We start from the raw sequence: 17215 nt of genomic DNA on the forward strand, positions 1-17215 counted from the left end.
AACCATAAGGAGTTTTAATGCGTGATACTAGCCAAAGACGGGTAGAAATCTCTAAAATGCTTAAAGATAAAGGCAGTGTTCAAGTGCCTGCCCTAGCTAGTATATATAACGTGTCGACTGTCACCATCAGAAAAGATTTGAGGTTTCTTGAACAGCAAGGCATTGCCACTCGTTCATACGGTGGTGCGATGCTTAAAGAAAACGGCATAATTGAAACAGAAGTCACTGTTAATGATAAACAAACTTTACACGCTGAAGAAAAATCATGCATAGGAACGGTAGCAGCAGACTTAGTTAAAGATGGCGACTCTATCATTTTAGATTCTGGTTCTACTACGCTACAAATAGCCACTCACTTAGCCAATAAAGAAAATGTAACTATTGTGACTAACGGCTTAAACATTTTGAATGAATTGTCTCATCATGAAAAGCTTAATGTCATGCTACTTGGCGGCACCCTTAGACGTAAGAGCCAGTCTTTTTTTGGAAGTTGTGCTGAGAACACCTTAAGAGACTTGCATGTTGATAAACTATTTCTAGGAGTAGACGGCTTCCATATGGAACGAGGGATAACTACTCATTTTGAGGCAGAAGCTCTACTTAACAAGCTAATGTGCCGGGTAGCGAGTGAAGTGATCGTTGTAACTGACTCTTCAAAATTTGGCCAAGTTTGCCTTCATAAAATTTTAGAGCCTGCAGGTGTTCGTCGGATAGTAACAGATCAAAACATTCCTCAAGACTATTTAGATGGCTTAAAAAGACTAGGAATAGAAGTCACAATTGTAGAAATCTAAATTCTTTAAATGGCAAACAGGGAGCATTTAGATGGTTAAATGCTATCAGACTAAAAATCACTTTAGTGCCACTATTAACCAGTAATTCGTAAAGAAAGTTATACACTTCAGCTAAAAACTCCCTTACCTATCTCTAGGGGGAGGCTATTCAACCACGACGCTTTGTGTAAAATCCGCGCCCTTAAACATCACTCCAATGAAAGGCAACATGATGAATTTTCCAACACATAAGTTTTATGAAGATTTAATCGCATTGTTTTGTGCGGGTGTGTTGGTATCTTTTGGGATCATGTTATTTAGTAAGCATAACTTACTTACCGGAGGCACCGCTGGTATAGCGATTATTACCACCCACCTTACCAACCTAAATTTTGGTGTGTTATTTTTTTTAGTCAACCTACCTTTTTATTACATTGCTTGGACTCGTTTAAGTAAACGTTTCACTATCAATACTTTTATATCTGTCGCTGTCGTATCTGTAATGACAGAGCAAATGGATACTTTCATTGATATTTCAAATGTAGACCCGATTTTTTCAAGCGTGGTGGGAGGGATCATGATTGGTATGGGCGTACTCATTATGTTCAGGCACAAATCAAGTTTGGGAGGGTTAGGAATTCTCGCCCTATATTTGCAAAATCGCTTTAATGTTCGCGCAGGAAACTTTGGTTTGATAGTAGACGCCACAATTATACTATCCTCAATGCTTCTATTTAGTTTTGATTTGGTGCTTTTATCCATTTTAGGTGCGATTACCTTAAATTTATTAGTAGCCGTAAACCATAAACCTGGCCGCTATCAAGCCTATACGTTACCTAAAAAAATGAATAATAAGACAATTCTAAAGTCAGAAAAAGACACCGCCGTTTCTTCTACACAATAACTAGAATAGCTTGATGAAATGGTCGCCTATTACATTTTTAGCTATAGCAGTTTTTTAAGAAGTGTAAATTTACTTGATGTGAAAGGTGGGTACCTAAGCGGGATATCAAACCAAAAGCTTCGCTTCATAATCGTTTTTAAATGACTAAAATTATCAAATCCTGTTTTACCATGGTACGCCCCCATTCCACTCGCACCTACTCCCCCGAAGGGTAAGTTAGGATTAGCAGCAAACATAAAACCATCATTGATACACACCATGCCCGCACTGGTTTGCTTTAGTACAACTTGCTCAAAATTCTTATCTTTTGTATATAAATATAAAGATAAAGGCTTTGCTCTTTTAGTGACAAAAGGTACAGCCTGCTGAATGTTTTCAAGGGTGATAATGGGCAAGATAGGGCCAAAAATTTCCTGCTCCATTAATGGACTGTCTACAGCAGGATCAAGCACAATGGTAGGCTGGATATAGCTTGAATCAGCATCGTTATCACCGCCATAGACTATATTTTGCCCTTCTAGATAGGTAACAAGACGAGAAAAATGTCGACCATTTACAATTCGCCCATAGTCATTACTTTCAGAAATATTAGCGCTATAAAATGCTTCAATTTTTACCTTTATAGCCTCAATTAACTGAGGTGCAAAACACTTTTCTACCAATACATAGTCAGGCGCCACACAAGTTTGCCCCGCATTCATAAACTTACTCCACACAATTCGTGCGGCTGTGACCTCAAGGTTTGTATTGCTGTCCACAATGCAAGGGCTTTTACCACCAAGTTCAAGGGTAATAGGGGTTAAAAACTCAGCTGCGGCGCGCATCACAACTTTGCCTACGAGCTCTCCGCCGGTGTAAATAATGTGATCAAATTGATGCTTCAGTAACTCAGAAGTTTCATCTACTGCACCTTCCACAACTGCAACGGCTTGTTGATCCAAATATTTAGGAATTTGCTGTGCTATTAAAGCTGATGTATTGGGTGATAATTCAGACGGTTTTATTAATGCACAATTACCTGCACTCACAGCCGCAATTAAAGGCCCCAACGCTAACAATATTGGATAATTCCAAGCACCAATAATAAGGACACTTCCCAAAGGCTCGGGCAACACATAACTACTAGCAGGCTGTGTCACGACTGGAGTGGAAACTTTACGGGGTTTCATCCACTTTTTTAAATGCTTTACCGTATGCTCTACTTCGCTTATCACGCCTCCTAGCTCTGCCGTCCAAGACTCCATATCACAGCGCCCTAAGTCTTTTTGCAACCCAAGTAATATTGCCTCTTGCTGTTCAACAACAAGTTTTTTGATCTGCTGCAACTGCGTAATACGCCACGCTATATTTTTTGTATGGCCTGCAGCAAACGTCTGACGCAAGCCCTCAATTTTTGGGCCTATTAGAGATAAATTTGTGGTGTTATTTCGAGAAGAAGAGGCGGTCAACATAGCTAGCTTTTGTCTCTAGTGCATTTAAGAAACCATGTTAACCCAAATCGTTAGGCAGATAAAATTCAGCTTTTACAGGGCTTCTGCCTGACTTAAAATAGGTAAAACTAATAAAGCTAAAAGCAGGTATTTCATCTTTATCCTTGTTTATTCTCTAATTGTTCCATAAAAAAAGTATAACTGCGTAAAAGCTATAAAGTGCTAGGGATTTTTTGAGCTTATTGATTAGCTAACTTAACTAACATTAGCAAATGTTTTAAATGATAAAAAATTCATACATTCCTATCGGTATCGGGGCATCAGGTAAACCTGCTAATCACTGCCACGCAACGAGTGAATTGCCGGACGGTTGATGTATTGACGCAGTGGCCAATAGCAGGTAAAAAGTGACAGTAAAATGATAAAACCCACCGTTAGGGCGAACATCCCTAACAACTCCAAACCGATATAGTTACTAAGTTGCTCTTGATAAATAATATAAAGTAATAACATCACCACTATGCTGCTCGTCACACCTATGACAATAACCCAAGCATTGTCTTTTAAAATAAGGCCAATAATATGTTTACGCTTTGCGCCCAAAGCCATACGAGTTCCCAGCTCAAATTTGCGCATTTGCGTGGAATAACTCAAAACTCCATATATTCCGATACCCGCTAGAACCAATACAATAAATGCTAAAACTAAGGTTGTTACAACGGTGGTGATGTCTATAAATAACCTTTTGGTAAGAGATTCTGACGCTATAATGTAATCAAAAACAGAATACCTTTTATCCACTTCTCCAATAACTTTAGCCAGTGCTTCACGGCTTAAGCCTTGGCCTGATTTCAGTTTCAAAATAAAGGTCTGCTCACTCAATGTGTTGGGTGCGTACATTCGTGGAACGCTAGCATCGCCACTTCCAATTGTGGTTTCTCCTGGGATATTGATATCTTCTACAATTCCAATTATTTTATACTCAGGCTCATTTATTGACGTTAAGCGCATTCCAATAACATCTCCGTGTATTTTGAGTTGATTAGCAAATGCTTGGTTAACTAACATTGAACGACTGTTGTCTGAGCGATCAGTTATACTGAGGTTGTCTCCTTGTACTAATCGCTGTTCTATCAAGTTGAAGTAATTCTCATCTATCATTTTACGGTATGGTGTAAACTGCTCATTATTAACAGTAAGAGCTTTAAAACTAAATCCATCCAACGGCGTGCTTCCTTGGGCTACCGACTCGACTTGTTGCAATGATCTTAGCCTTTCCAATATCTCAGCCATTATCGGCATTGCTTCTTTTTGAGTGGGGTGTTGCGGTGCATTAAAATTCAGGATCAACGTTGCCAAGTTTTCTGTATTAAAACCGATAGGCGAATTAATTTTTTCTAGAGAATCTTTAAATAATGTAACGTTGGCAAAAACTAAAACAGTTGCAAGTGCGATTTGGCTAGTAACTACCCCTTGACGATATTTTTTGGATACTTGTATACCACTCCCTTTACCACTTCTTGCAGAGATTTCTCTAGTTCTTTGTAGTTAACCAAATTGGAAGACAATTTGGAAAAAATCAAAGCTAGCATTATGCATAAAATTATCGCGCTCCCAAAAGTAACTATGCTTAATGTTAATTCTTCAATACGAGGTAAAACTGCATTTAAATACCGCTGCATAATATTAAAACCGATTTGAGAGACAACAAGAGCAAGAAATATTGACATAAACAATAAGATGCTAACTTCGGCGAATATTGCTTTAAATAAATGTCCCTTAGTCGCACCTAAAGCAGCTTGAATAGCCAATTGGCGTTGTTTTTCCGCTATGCGAGCCATAAATAAATTGGAAATATTTAGACAGGTTATTAGCGCTAATCCGATAACACCAATTAATATCATGATTGATATTGAACTGCTATTTCCTAGCACGACATCCTTTAGTTGCCTCACTTCAACTATCACTGACCAATTTTTAAAAAAGGCCATATGCGCAACGCCTTTTTGCCAACGATCACTCACTTTAGGCATTAACACCATCTGTGCTTGTTCCTTAAAAAAGCCTTCTTTCAAAAGTCCAACATACCGATAATTCTCAGTAATATTAGTAAAGCTCTCCTTGTCTTTACTGGCAGCATGGTTAAAGTCCCAAGGCAACCAAACATGCGTTTTTCTACCAATTGCATACAATTCTGGTTCGACAAACTCCTCAGCCAAAACGCCTACAATACGATAACTAACACCACCTATGGTAATTTTATGCGCCAAAATGTCCTTGCGACCATAAAACTCTCGTTGCCATGTGTTGTAATTTAGTATCGCTACTGGGTTGTCTTTATTCAGCCCCTCAGACTCTTCGAAGGCTCGCCCAATAGCCATTGAAGACGAAAGAAATTGATGTAGTTCTGGTGTCGTAAAAGTGACATTTACCAAAGGTTGCTGTTCTGTCGATGTAATGACATCTTGCGCAAAGTACATCATGGCCGATTGTTCAAAGGCTTCATTGCTCTTATATAAATGCACTAAACCTGGGTAACTAAAAGCAACCTTTTTCGTTGTTTTTTCAGCATTCACAATTCGATGTTCGACGACAACTATTCGCTCTTGATCAGGGTAAGTAAGAGGCTCAATTAATAACAAATAGTTGAGTGTTACTGCGCATAATAATGCACCTAAAGTTACTCCTAAGGTTACAACTACACTAACCACAAAGTCCGATTTTGTCTTAAGGCCTGCCCAAGCTTGTTTGAATAAATAAGGTATTTGATCCATAAATAAGTCCTTAATCACTACCACGTAGCGTATAAATAGCCGGTTGATTGATATATTTGCGTAATGGCCAATAGCAGGCAAATAAAGACAGCAAGGTTATGGGTACAACGGTCAGTACAAATGCGATGATTAAGTTGCCACCGAGGTAATTATCTAAGTTATCGTTAAAACCTAAATACAGTGCCAGCAATACCAATACACTTGTTAATATTCCCAGTAGAATCATCGATGCGTTATCTTTAACGATAAGTTTTACAACATCACTACGCTTGGCACCTATGGCTAGCCGAGTGCCAATTTCAAATCGGCGGATTTGGGTGCTGTAACTTAATATTCCGTACAGCCCTATACCAGCTAATAGAAAAGTAATGACCGCTAAAGCACCTGTCGTTATGGCGGTGGTGTATTGGCCAAACAAACGGTCAACACGATGGGAATCAAGGGTAGACAAACTAAAGAGTTTCAACTCGCTGGATACTTGTTGTAAAACGCTCACCACTTGCTCTGGTGTAATGGCCTGCCCTACTTTGGTTTTCACTAAAAACATGTTTCGTGTGGGTGATTCAGGGAAATAAAAACGAGGGGGAATGTAATTTTGTGCTGGTACAAGTATACCTTTCACCACACCGATAACAGTGGCACCGTTATCAAAACTCAAACCAACGGCACTGCCATTAGGCGCAAGTTGCTGGGCAAATACGTCATTTATTATCATGACCTTATTACTACCTTTAACATCTGCAGCCGTGAAATAATGACCTTCAAGCAACGGCTGGTTAATCAACTGAAAATAAGAGTGATCGACATCCTTCGCTTTAATTGAATAACGCTCTTTACCGCCCAAGCGACTCAATGCCCGAGTAAAAAAAGGCATAGGTGCCATAGACTGACTTATTGCATCTACTTGGGGCAATGCGGCTAATTTACTCTTTACATCAGCAACATGTGCCACCAGTCCGGCTCGCTCAGCTTCACTTACCGATGGTAAAGACAGTACGATAAAAGACCTATCTTGTGTCTCAAATCCAGAAGGATGATTAATGGTGATAACCGCCTCTTTAAACAACACGATATTAATAAAGACTAATAGAGTCACTACAGCGATTTGACACAAAACCAAACCCTGCCTTAAGCTCTTCGATACTTGCACACCGGTGCCCTTTCCTGTGCTTTGTATCGATTGATTTAAAACACGGTAATCAATCATTCGCATGCCTAAACAAGCAAAAAACAGGGCAAATCCGACCAACAAAATTGAGGCGCAAGCAAGGGTACTGAAATGTAATGACAACTCGTCAATTCTTGGTAAGTAGTGGTTTAGATAAAGCTGCATGCCTTTAAACCCTAAAGAGGCAATATACAAAGCAATTAAACTAGATAGCCCTACCAGCAAAACTGATTCCGCTAACAACATGTTAAATATATGCCGACGAGAAGCACCGATTGCTGCGCAAATAGCGATTTGCCGGCTACGCTGTACCGTTCGCGACATAAACAAATTGGCAATATTTGTGCTGGCGACTAACACCAAACCAAACACACCTGCAATTAACAAATAAACGGTGCTCTGACTATTTTCCAGAATAATCGATTTTAGAGAGTGGAGTTTAATGCCTATGCTCCACCCATTAAAAAATGCGTGACCTACCACCTGTTGTTGCCAGTTATCACTAACTAGCATAGTGAGTTGCTGTTCAACTTGAGCTAAAGGTTGATTAGGTTTTAGCTTACCCATAGCCATCAACCCGCTATCATCATTACCCCATTTTTTACGTTCACTTAGACTGACAGAGTTATAATCAAACGGTAAAAAAACACCGGATTTATTGCCCACACCATAAATATGAGGTTCAACGAATGTATCGCTGAGCACACCTATAATTCGATAACTGATGTCTTTAAATTGTACTTTTTTTGACAAGATATCGGTATCAAGTGCAAATTCATTTTTCCAAGTTTCGTAACTCAGTACTGCGACGGGGTTGTGAGTATTAAGGGCTTCTGTTGACTCAAACCCTCGCCCTAGTGCCATATCGGCGCCCAATGTTAGGCTCGTAGTCGTCACAACAGCTGCAACAAACCCAGGTTTGCCTTTAAGGCTCACCCAAGCTTGTTTTAGCCAATGTAGATACTGGCTCACGTTTAGTCACTACCACGCAACGAGTGAATTGCCGGGCGGTTGATGTATTGACGCAGTGGCCAATAACAAGCAAAGAGTGACAGTAAAACGATAGATAATACGGTTATCATAAACAAAGGTAACGCATCTATATTCATATAAGCAGACAATATATCTTTGTAGCCTATGTAAACGCTCAGTATCATCACCACACTTAAGGCAATACCGAGTAAAATTACCCATCCATTATCTTTAACTATCAGTCCCACTAAAACCTTCCGCTTAGCGCCAATAGCCATCCGAGTGCCTAGCTCAAAACGGCGCATTTGAGTGCCATAGCTCAAGATACCGTATAGGCCAACACTGGCTAAAAACAGAGTGACAGTAGCCAACACAGAGGTAGTAGCCGCTGTAGTATACTGGGTAAATAATCTGCGTTTTTTCTGACTATTTAACGTTTGTAAACTAAACAGCGCATACAAATTACTCACGCTACTAATGGCCGTCACCACTTCTGTGCGGCTCACACTTTGTCCATCACGTAACTTTAATGTCATTTGAGTGCTGCTTAACCTAGCTGGGATATATACACGCATTGGTATGTCACTTTGGGCAGGCATTCTTACCCCTTTTACCACACCTATAATTGTAAATGGATCTCGTCCGGCTCCAGGGGAAAGCTGCAAACCAATCGGGCTCCCATTTGGGTTTAGACGTTTGGCAAATTCATCGTTAACTATCATCACACGATTTTGGTCTGACACATCAGCTTTGCTGAAATAATCGCCTTCTAGTAGCTCTTGACCAATCATGGTAAAATAGTTGTAACTTGCACCTGTCGTCTCAGGTGTGAAATTTTCTCCTGTCGCTACTGCGGTTAACGCCCATAAACCAAAACCATCTAAAACCGAGCCTGAATGTGAAATACTTTCTACTTGAGGTAATGCCAAAAGCCTCTTTTTGAGCGCAATCATTGTGGCGGCAACTTCTTCTTGCGCAGGAAGTTCTGGCGCTGACACTGATAAACTCATTTGTGTCATATTGTTTACGCTGTATCCAGCAGGTTTATTGATCGTATCAATGGCTTCTTTAAACAGGGTAATATTGGCAAACACCAGTACTGTTGCTATCGCCACTTGACTCACAATAAGCCCTTGCCTAAAACGCTTAGAAACCTGTACCCCTGTGCCTTTACCACTAGACTGAAGAATAGAATTTAGTGCTCGGTAATTAATCATTTTGCTGCTGAGAAAAGCAAATAACAGTGCAAATAAAAACGCCAAAATGATCGATGCAGCAAAGGTAATAAAATCTAACCCAAGTTCATTGATGCGGGGTAACTCAGACGCCAAGTTGGTTTGTAGTAAAGAAAACCCCAAAGACGCAATAACGAGTGCCAGCAATAACGAAAGAAACATCAACAATCCTGACTCAGCCAGCAAACTACGAAACAAATGAGATTTTTTAGCGCCTAGGGCTGCATAAATGGCTAGTTGCCTTTGCTGCTCTGCTGTACGAGACATAAACAAATTTGCGATGTTAGCAAAAGCAATGAGCACCAATCCCATGACCCCCGCTAATAATTTATATGCGGTATTTTGACTGTCTCCCACTATGGCAGTTTGGAAAGAATCAAGCTCTATATTAATTGACCAGCCATTGAAAAACGCAACAGAAGCAACATTTTCAACCCATGTATCGTTCACCAGTGGTGTAATAATTTGTTCTGCTTGTGTTGCACTTAACGTACTTTTTAATTTACCCACAAAGGTCAAGGCACCACTGATATTCCCCCAGCGTTCTTTAAAACTCACATCAAGGTTATAATCCCATGGAAACCATATACCTGCATCACGCCCAGTTTGCTTTATTTGAGGCTCAACAAAGTCTTTCCCTAACACGCCGATAACCCGGTAACTTACTCCGCTAAAAGAGACTTTTTTATCAAGTATATCAGGAGCCGATGCAAATTTTTCTTGCCATGTTTTATAACTCAGCACGGCAACAGGATTAAATGTATCTAGTGCTTCTGTACTTTCAAAAGGTCGTCCCATCTGCATTGTCACGCCTAACAATTGGAACCACTCTGGCGTAGCGTACCCCGTTCTGAGTGTAGGTTGGTCAGGCAAAGATGTGAGTACATCTTGCCCATATTGGATAAGCGCAACGTTATCAAAAACATCTTGATTTTTGTACAAATGAATAAGTCCAGGGTACGTAAACGAGGAGGCATTTGTCTCACCGCTTTTATCACCAATATGATGTACCACGTTATATAATTTATCTTGCTCAGGGTAAGGCAAAGGCTCGATAATCAGGAGGTAGCCTAGAGTCAGCACACATAATAATGCGCCTAACGTGGTGCCCATAGTCGTTACCACTGTGGCTACAAAGCCTGTTTTCTTCTTAAGGCTCACCCACGCTTGTTTTTGCCGGTAGAAGAACTGGCTCATACTGCCTCCTTCAACTCAGGTGTGGTCAATATGGAACCGTCTAATAACTTAAGCTGAATATTCGCCATATCCGCATAACGAGGGTCGTGCGTCACCATACAAATAGTGGTGCCGCTGTCGTTTAGTTTTTCTAGTACGTCCATCACCTGATCGCCACTTTTAGAGTCCAAGTTACCTGTGGGCTCATCCACCAGCAAAATTGCGGGGTTGGCCACAAGCGCACGAGCAATAGCAATACGCTGTTGCTGCCCACCAGATAGTTGGTTTGGCTTATGACTTGTACGGTGACTCATATCGACTAACGCTAGGCACTCATGCACGCGGTCTGTGATTTCTTTATTGCTGGGCACTTTCGTTTTATAACGCAGTGGCAAGGCCACATTGTCGAAAACTGATAATTCATCAATCAAATTAAACGATTGAAAGATAAACCCAATTTTACTATTACGAATTTCTGCGGCTTCATCGAGAGACAAATCGGTCACGTTGGTTCCTTCAATGAAATATTCACCACCAGAAGGCATATCCAATAAACCTAAAATGGATAATAAAGTCGATTTACCACAACCAGAAGGGCCCGAAATCGACACATAATCGCCAGATTTAATAGTGATATCGACATTTTTTAAAGCATGGGTTTCAAGCTCATCTGTTTCAAAAACCTTAGAGATGTTTTTCATTTGAATTTTAATATCGCTCATAAGTGCTTTCCTGTAAGTTTCTTAATGGTTAATTTATTACGTTAATGATTAAAATATTTGAACGGTTTTAATTAATACTCAGTGTTTCGCTGATCGTTTGCATATTAGACAAATCCGAAATAATGAATTGTTCGCCAGCCGATGCGCCAGATAGAATTTGAATAAATTGCCCAGCTTGCACGCCAAAACGTAAATCTTGTGAGGTGGCACGTTGTGGGGTATCTAAGCGGTATAGTGATGCTCCCGTATTTGATTTAGCACCAGCTGGACGTTTGATGTAATTAACATTTTGCAGAGTGTCAGCAACAATAACGCCATCCACACTAAGTTGTGGCCGAGCACTGGCGGGGAGTACATTAGGTAACGCAATTTCGATTTCTACTGTGTTATTTTCTACAACAGGATTAATCCGGCTTACCACGCCTTCAATTTTGTCGCGGCGGGTATCAATGATAGCTTCTTTACCTACAGTGATAAGCTGTGCTTGGCTTTGTGGCACCTGAATAAGCGCAATAAGACTTGTCACGCTGCCAATCAAAGCCACCTCTTGACCTGCTGTAAGGCTTTGTCCTAATTCTACCGACAAACGCTGTAACACGCCGTCAAACCCAGCTCTTACCGTTAATTTATCCAAACGTGATTGGGCAATGCTTAAACGCCCTTGTTGCTGCTTAACTCGCTCTTGTTGAATATTGACCGACTCTTCATGTACCAAATCAAGCTGTTCGGTGCGTTCTTGTAAAATGGCAATACGTTGTTTGAGTTGTTTTTCATTTAACACTGTTTGCTGGAAGGTCAGCTGGGAAACGATACCTTGCTCAACTAGCTTTTCTTCGGCCACTCTTCTTAGCGTAGCTGTATCAAAACTGGCAGTGATCTCGGCTAAATTCGCCGATTCATTGAGTTTTTCTCGCTGATTATTCAACTTTAATTGGCGTAAATTAGCTTTGGTTTGAATTAACTCTTGCTCAGCATTCTCTAGCTGTTGTACCAACTCTGGATTTTCTAGGCGAACAATTACGCTGTTTGTATTCACTGTAGCGCCCGGCTTTAAGACAATTTCTTTCACAGTAGCCGCTGAAAATGACGTGATTAATTGTTGTTTATCTGATGTTAAGGTGCCGTAACCTTCTATCAAAACGGCTAAATCCCCCCGTTGAACGGACTCAATTAGCACATTTTCACGGTCAACGGATACACTACCATTTTTGCCCATAGCAAAATATACAAGTACACCAATCACAACACTTAAACCGATTATGATGTTGCCTTTACTTAACGGTAAAGAAGACGATTTTTTGGCCTTCGCTATATCCATTCTATTCCCCTAACTGATTTTATCTCGATATAAAAAATCGAGTGATGCTAGGTTATCTACAAGATCCGCGCCAAAATATTTAATCCATATATATCATGTAGTTAAGAATTAAATAGAATAGAATCAATATCAATCAGTCCGATATCGGACTAATTCAGTTCGATATCGAAACACGTCATTAAAAACGAGACGGGAAAGTATGACGTTACGAAGACATAGGTAATACAATCGATACCGTCATACCTGTTGCAGGCAGTGCATTATTTTTCATATCGATTACGCCTCCATGTTGTTCAATGATATTCCGGCAAAACGTTAAACCAATACCTTGCCCTTGCTGCTTAGTTGTAAATAACGGCACAAATAAATTATCGGTATTAGCCAAACCATGGCCGTCATCAATAATGTTAATAAGAGACGCTTGGCCTCTTTCGCTGATTTCAATTTTGACTTGTGTGGCATCTGCTTCAAAAGCATTCTTTAGTAGATTGATAAACACTTGCTCAATAAAAGTTGGATCAGCCCATAACCACTTTGATTTATGAAAAAATGTTAAATTATTTTGAGTAAATAAGCCTTTAAGACGGGATACGAATGTGGTCACATCAATACGTTGTATGTCCAAATTAAGAGTTTGCGACAAAGACGAGTAGCGATTAACAAAATCTTGCAAATGATGGCATCGCTGTGAAATAACCGCTAATGCTTGCTTTTCCCGAGGGGATTTAGAATGACTCTCGAGGCTTTCGGCTAAAGAAGAAACAGGCGTGAGAGAGTTACGGATTTCGTGCCCCATCACGCGGATAATTTGTTGCCACGCATTAATTTGGCTGGCACGGATTGCTGAATCAATGTTAGTAAAAACTAACAGCTGATGACGCTCCCCCGAGTCAATAAAGTCACTTTGACTCACATGCCATTGCTGGCCTTTGTTGGGCAAAATCCAGCCTTTATCCGTTTGAACTAACCCCAATAATTTGGGCGAAGCAAGTCGTAACATTTGCCAAGGTTGTCCAAATAACGGTGAAAAAGCGGCATTAGCGTAAGTGAGTTTTTGCTTTTGATTAAACACCAGCATAGGCGTGTCTAATTGGTCAATCAGTTGATACAACAGTAAAGCATGTTGGTCATATTGTGATTTATGGGTCTGCATTTTTTCACTGAGGAGGGTCAACTCATTATGAAAATGAGCCGTTACGCCCTCTTTGAATTCAGATTTGGCGTATTGGTTATAGTCTTCCACTTTCACCGCTTCGATATGCAAAAGAGCGCGGTCGAAAGATGACATCACCCGGTGTTTAAATCGCAATATCCCCGTAAATAACAATAAACCAATAACCACTAAAGCTAACCCAATATTCCACAGTTGCCAGTGTGCAACAACAAGTAAGCAAGCGATAAAAAATAAAAGTAATACGGCAAAGCTCCCTAAAATAGTAGAAATATAGGTGTTTAAGCTTTTACTTTTGAAGATCTGCATATTTTTCTAATCTTCGATAGAGTGACGACTTAGTGAGCCCCAATAAGTTGGCCGCTTTAGGGACATGCTGATTCACCTGATTAAGTGCTTGTGTGATAAGTTGCTTTTCGGCATTTTCTAAGGTCATCATGGGTAAACTAACACCTCTTGAAGGTGCTTGCTGATCTGTTTTAATATTCAAATCACTGGCCGTTAATCTATCATCTCGGCAAAGTAACACCGCCCTTTCCATCAAGTGGCTCAGCTCCCGAATATTCCCGGGCCAGTGATACCCCAGCAATGCATCAACGGCCTCAGAACTGAGGGTAACCAGTTGCTTCGAATACTTGTTACAGTTCATATTAATGAAATGCTTAGCTAAAGGCACAATATCCAATGAGCGTTCTTTTAAAGATGGCACTCTAAACTCAATCGTATTGATCCGATAAAATAAATCTTCGCGAAATAGCTCTTTTTCAATTAGCTCTTTGAAATGACTGTTAGTGGCACTGATCAAACGTATGCTAGAAAATTGTGTCTGGCTAGAGCCTAACACTTCATATTCACCTGTTTCTAATACCCGCAATAACTTAGCTTGCTGTGATAATGGAATATTAGCAATTTCATCTAGAAATAACGTACCATTTTTGGCTAATTCAAAGCGACCTATACGACTAGACTTAGCATCAGTGAAAGCTCCTTTGGTGTGCCCAAACATTTCACTTTCAAATAAAGTTTCTGATATTGCCCCCATGTTTACCGCAATAAAAGGGCCGTTGTCGACTTGCGATTGTGCATGAATATACTTTGCTAACTGACTTTTTCCTGTTCCATTATCGCCTGTGAGTAAGACTGAAACATTGGCTCTGGCGACACTCTTTATTTGTAACATTAACTCATTCATACAGGGCGATAGCCACTGATATTGGTCTTGTTGGATATTGTTATTATCTAATCGTTGCTGAAGTTTTTGATTTTGTTTTTTAAGGCCATTGACTTTAATTTGCTGCGCAACAACTTGTAAAAGACGCTGATTTTTCCATGGTTTTTCAAGAAAATCACCTGCTCCAAGTTGCATAGCCTTAACTGCCAGTTCCACATTCGACCACGCTGTCATCGCAACAGCGGGGATACCCAACTCTTCTTTTTGTAACCAAGCCAGTAGCGCTAAACCTTCAGCTCCTGATGTGGTATCACGGGAATAATTCATATCCAGCAGGACCAAATCAATGCGGGTTTGTTTAATTAATTCTTTTGCCATTTGTGGGCTTCCAGCTTCATGTACTTGGTATTTATTATCTTCTAATGCAAACCGTGCTGATAAGCGTACGTCTGACCTGTCGTCAGCGACTAAAATACAAAACTGAGAAGAACGTTTAGAGGGCATGTGTAGTCTTAGTTAATTACAAAATTTGAATTTAAAGACAAAAGTCTACCTTATTTTTTAAGATTGTCCCGTAAAAATCAGAAGCCATTACAAAGCTAGATATGCAGAATATTGCTATTAAATAAAGTGGATTGTCTAGTTACCTCAACTGATCTAACTAGATTAGATAACAGGGGTGTTTCAACATTCTTGCAGGCACAAAAAAGGCTGCGTATGGCAGCCTTTTTTCAAACAGTGAATAACGACTATTTATGCGTCAAACGGATGACGTAATACAATAGTTTCGTTTCTGTCTGGACCAGTAGAGATTATATCGATTGGCACGCCTGTCAACTCTTCTAGGCGCTTAATATAATTCTTAGCCGCTTGAGGTAGCTCATCATAATCTGTTACCCCGAACGAATTTTCACTCCAGCCAGGCATTGACTCATATACAGGTTCAATTAACTCATAACCGTCTGCAGCCATAGGTGGTACATCGCTGATGTTACCTTGCTTGTCTTTGTATCCGGTACAGATACTTAAGCTTTCAAGGCCGTCAAGTACGTCTAACTTAGTTAAACAAAAGCCTGTAATTGAGTTGATTTGTACTGCGCGCTTCATAGCTACCGCATCAAACCAACCTGTACGACGTTTACGACCTGTGGTTGCGCCAAACTCATGACCTTTAACACCAAGGTGTTGGCCAACTTCACAGTCAAGTTCAGTTGGGAAAGGGCCAGAACCAACACGCGTAGTATAGGCTTTAACAATACCCAATACGTAATCAAGGTTCAGCGGGCCAAAGCCTGCTCCGGTAGCAACGCCACCCACTGTCGTATTTGATGATGTTACATAAGGATATGTACCGTGATCTATGTCTAATAATGTACCTTGTGCACCTTCAAACATAATGCAATCGCCACGCTCACGGGCTTTGTCTAAAACATCTGTAACGTCTACTACCATAGCTTTTAAAATATCAGCTACTGCAAGTGCGTCTGCTAGAACTTTCTCGTAACTTACAGGCTCTACTTTGTAATAGTTAGTCAGCATAAAGTTATGATATTCAAGGATTTCTTTTAGTTTTACAGCGAAATCTTCTGGATTAAACAAGTCACCCACACGCAAACCACGACGAGACACTTTGTCTTCGTAGGCAGGGCCGATTCCGCGACCTGTTGTACCAATTGCTTTATTACCGCGAGCTTTTTCACGGGCAACATCAAGTTCAATGTGATACGGCAGAATTAGCGGGCAAGCTTCACTGATACGCAAGCGTTCCTTAACTGGGACACCGCGCTCTTCGAGCATAGCCGTTTCTTTAAGGAGTGCTTCTGGACTAAGTACTACTCCGTTTCCGATAACACATGTTACGTTCTCACGTAAAATACCAGAAGGGATTAAATGAAGTACTGTTTTTTCACCGTCTATTACCAGAGTATGACCCGCGTTGTGGCCTCCTTGATAACGCACTACATAGGTTGCCTGATCTGTTAGTAGATCAACAACCTTACCTTTACCCTCGTCGCCCCACTGGGTTCCGAGTACAACAACATTTTTAGCCATGGAATTGGATGGGTCAGAAAAATTAGGCGGGGATTCTACCAAAAAACATCCAGCAGCTAAATAGCTAAATCGTGCAGCTTATAATCAATTTAACAGAAATATGACTGGATAAAAAAGGGCTATATAAGATACAGCAAACTTACCAAGCCAATTGTGACTAAAACACCTCCTGAAGTTTTTAAGTGGTTCATAGGCTGTAGTGACATTAATAACAAATACTGCTGCCATTTCTTTGTAAACAACATAGGCCCAAAACCTTCAATTACTAACACTGCAGCCAGTGCAATTAATAAAGATTCGGTTAGGGTATAACTCATAATAACGTGCTCAACGACTAAAGACTCACACA

Annotated in this window: 13 protein-coding genes; 2 read left to right on the plus strand and 11 right to left on the minus strand. The window is 40.3% G+C overall.

Annotated features, from left to right (window positions below; translation table 11 throughout):
• Positions 1 to 17: 17 nt before the first annotated feature.
• Complete coding sequence (agaR, locus tag ABJD71_RS05485; protein ID WP_348165763.1) at positions 18 to 794, plus strand: transcriptional repressor AgaR; 777 nt, start codon at positions 18 to 20, stop codon at positions 792 to 794.
• Positions 795 to 1002: 208 nt separating this feature from the next.
• On the plus strand, positions 1003 to 1677 hold the full coding sequence (locus ABJD71_RS05490; RefSeq protein WP_348165766.1) for a YitT family protein: 675 nt from the start codon (positions 1003 to 1005) through the stop codon (positions 1675 to 1677).
• Between the two features lie 41 nt (positions 1678 to 1718).
• Here ABJD71_RS05490 and ABJD71_RS05495 read toward each other — a convergent pair whose 3' ends face one another.
• From ABJD71_RS05495 to ABJD71_RS05545, 11 genes are all read right to left on the minus strand, one after another.
• A complete protein-coding gene (locus ABJD71_RS05495) occupies positions 1719 to 3128 on the minus strand; it encodes an aldehyde dehydrogenase family protein (protein WP_348165769.1) in 1410 nt (469 codons plus the stop codon).
• A 312-nt stretch (positions 3129 to 3440) separates the two neighbouring features.
• Entirely contained in the window at positions 3441 to 4637 is a 1197-nt protein-coding gene (locus ABJD71_RS05500) for an FtsX-like permease family protein (RefSeq protein ID WP_348165921.1), read from the minus strand.
• Positions 4574 to 5881 carry an ABC transporter permease gene (locus ABJD71_RS05505; protein WP_348165772.1) on the minus strand — a complete coding sequence of 436 codons (1308 nt, stop codon included), beginning with the start codon at positions 5879 to 5881 and terminating at the stop codon, positions 4574 to 4576. The genes ABJD71_RS05500 and ABJD71_RS05505 overlap by 64 nt, the downstream gene beginning before the upstream one ends.
• A gap of 10 nt (positions 5882 to 5891) precedes the next feature.
• On the minus strand, positions 5892 to 8021 hold the full coding sequence (locus ABJD71_RS05510) for an ABC transporter permease (RefSeq protein ID WP_348165775.1): 2130 nt from the start codon (positions 8019 to 8021) through the stop codon (positions 5892 to 5894).
• 2 nt (positions 8022 to 8023) lie between these two features.
• Positions 8024 to 10453, minus strand: a complete 2430-nt coding sequence (locus ABJD71_RS05515; protein WP_348165778.1) for an ABC transporter permease — start codon at positions 10451 to 10453, stop codon at positions 8024 to 8026.
• Positions 10450 to 11154, minus strand: coding sequence for an ABC transporter ATP-binding protein (locus ABJD71_RS05520; protein WP_348165781.1), 705 nt, complete (start codon positions 11152 to 11154; stop codon positions 10450 to 10452). Before ABJD71_RS05520 ends, ABJD71_RS05515 begins: the two co-directional genes overlap by 4 nt.
• Before the next feature lie 67 nt (positions 11155 to 11221).
• On the minus strand, positions 11222 to 12472 hold the full coding sequence (locus ABJD71_RS05525) for an HlyD family efflux transporter periplasmic adaptor subunit (RefSeq protein WP_348165783.1): 1251 nt from the start codon (positions 12470 to 12472) through the stop codon (positions 11222 to 11224).
• 205 nt (positions 12473 to 12677) lie between these two features.
• Positions 12678 to 13952 (minus strand): ATP-binding protein, encoded by a 1275-nt coding sequence (locus ABJD71_RS05530; RefSeq protein WP_348165786.1) that lies wholly within the window; start codon positions 13950 to 13952, stop codon positions 12678 to 12680.
• Positions 13933 to 15318 (minus strand): sigma-54 dependent transcriptional regulator, encoded by a 1386-nt coding sequence (locus tag ABJD71_RS05535; protein WP_348165789.1) that lies wholly within the window; start codon positions 15316 to 15318, stop codon positions 13933 to 13935. Before ABJD71_RS05535 ends, ABJD71_RS05530 begins: the two co-directional genes overlap by 20 nt.
• Positions 15319 to 15567: 249 nt before the next feature.
• Positions 15568 to 16866 (minus strand): adenylosuccinate synthase, encoded by a 1299-nt coding sequence (locus ABJD71_RS05540; RefSeq protein ID WP_348165924.1) that lies wholly within the window; start codon positions 16864 to 16866, stop codon positions 15568 to 15570.
• 119 nt (positions 16867 to 16985) lie between these two features.
• Entirely contained in the window at positions 16986 to 17183 is a 198-nt protein-coding gene (locus ABJD71_RS05545; protein ID WP_348165792.1) for a DUF2065 family protein, read from the minus strand.
• Between the last annotated feature and the right edge of the window lie 32 nt (positions 17184 to 17215).

The organism is Paraglaciecola sp. (assembly GCF_039943935.1).
In the GTDB taxonomy this organism is placed as follows: Bacteria; Pseudomonadota; Gammaproteobacteria; order Enterobacterales; family Alteromonadaceae; genus Paraglaciecola.

What these genes read in the sequence shown, in the direction of transcription:
- ABJD71_RS05535 (WP_348165789.1), bottom strand. Translation starts at nt 15,318, where the DNA reads ATGCCCTCTAAACGTTCTTCTCAGTTTTGTATTTTAGTCGCTGACGAC.
- ABJD71_RS05540 (WP_348165924.1), bottom strand. Translation starts at nt 16,866, where the DNA reads ATGGCTAAAAATGTTGTTGTACTCGGAACCCAGTGGGGCGACGAGGGT.
- ABJD71_RS05515 (WP_348165778.1), bottom strand. Translation starts at nt 10,453, where the DNA reads ATGAGCCAGTTCTTCTACCGGCAAAAACAAGCGTGGGTGAGCCTTAAG.
- ABJD71_RS05490 (WP_348165766.1), top strand. Translation starts at nt 1,003, where the DNA reads ATGATGAATTTTCCAACACATAAGTTTTATGAAGATTTAATCGCATTG.
- ABJD71_RS05505 (WP_348165772.1), bottom strand. Translation starts at nt 5,881, where the DNA reads ATGGATCAAATACCTTATTTATTCAAACAAGCTTGGGCAGGCCTTAAG.
- ABJD71_RS05545 (WP_348165792.1), bottom strand. Translation starts at nt 17,183, where the DNA reads ATGAGTTATACCCTAACCGAATCTTTATTAATTGCACTGGCTGCAGTG.
- ABJD71_RS05520 (WP_348165781.1), bottom strand. Translation starts at nt 11,154, where the DNA reads ATGAGCGATATTAAAATTCAAATGAAAAACATCTCTAAGGTTTTTGAA.
- agaR (WP_348165763.1), top strand. Translation starts at nt 18, where the DNA reads ATGCGTGATACTAGCCAAAGACGGGTAGAAATCTCTAAAATGCTTAAA.
- ABJD71_RS05525 (WP_348165783.1), bottom strand. Translation starts at nt 12,472, where the DNA reads ATGGATATAGCGAAGGCCAAAAAATCGTCTTCTTTACCGTTAAGTAAA.
- ABJD71_RS05530 (WP_348165786.1), bottom strand. Translation starts at nt 13,952, where the DNA reads ATGCAGATCTTCAAAAGTAAAAGCTTAAACACCTATATTTCTACTATT.
- ABJD71_RS05495 (WP_348165769.1), bottom strand. Translation starts at nt 3,128, where the DNA reads ATGTTGACCGCCTCTTCTTCTCGAAATAACACCACAAATTTATCTCTA.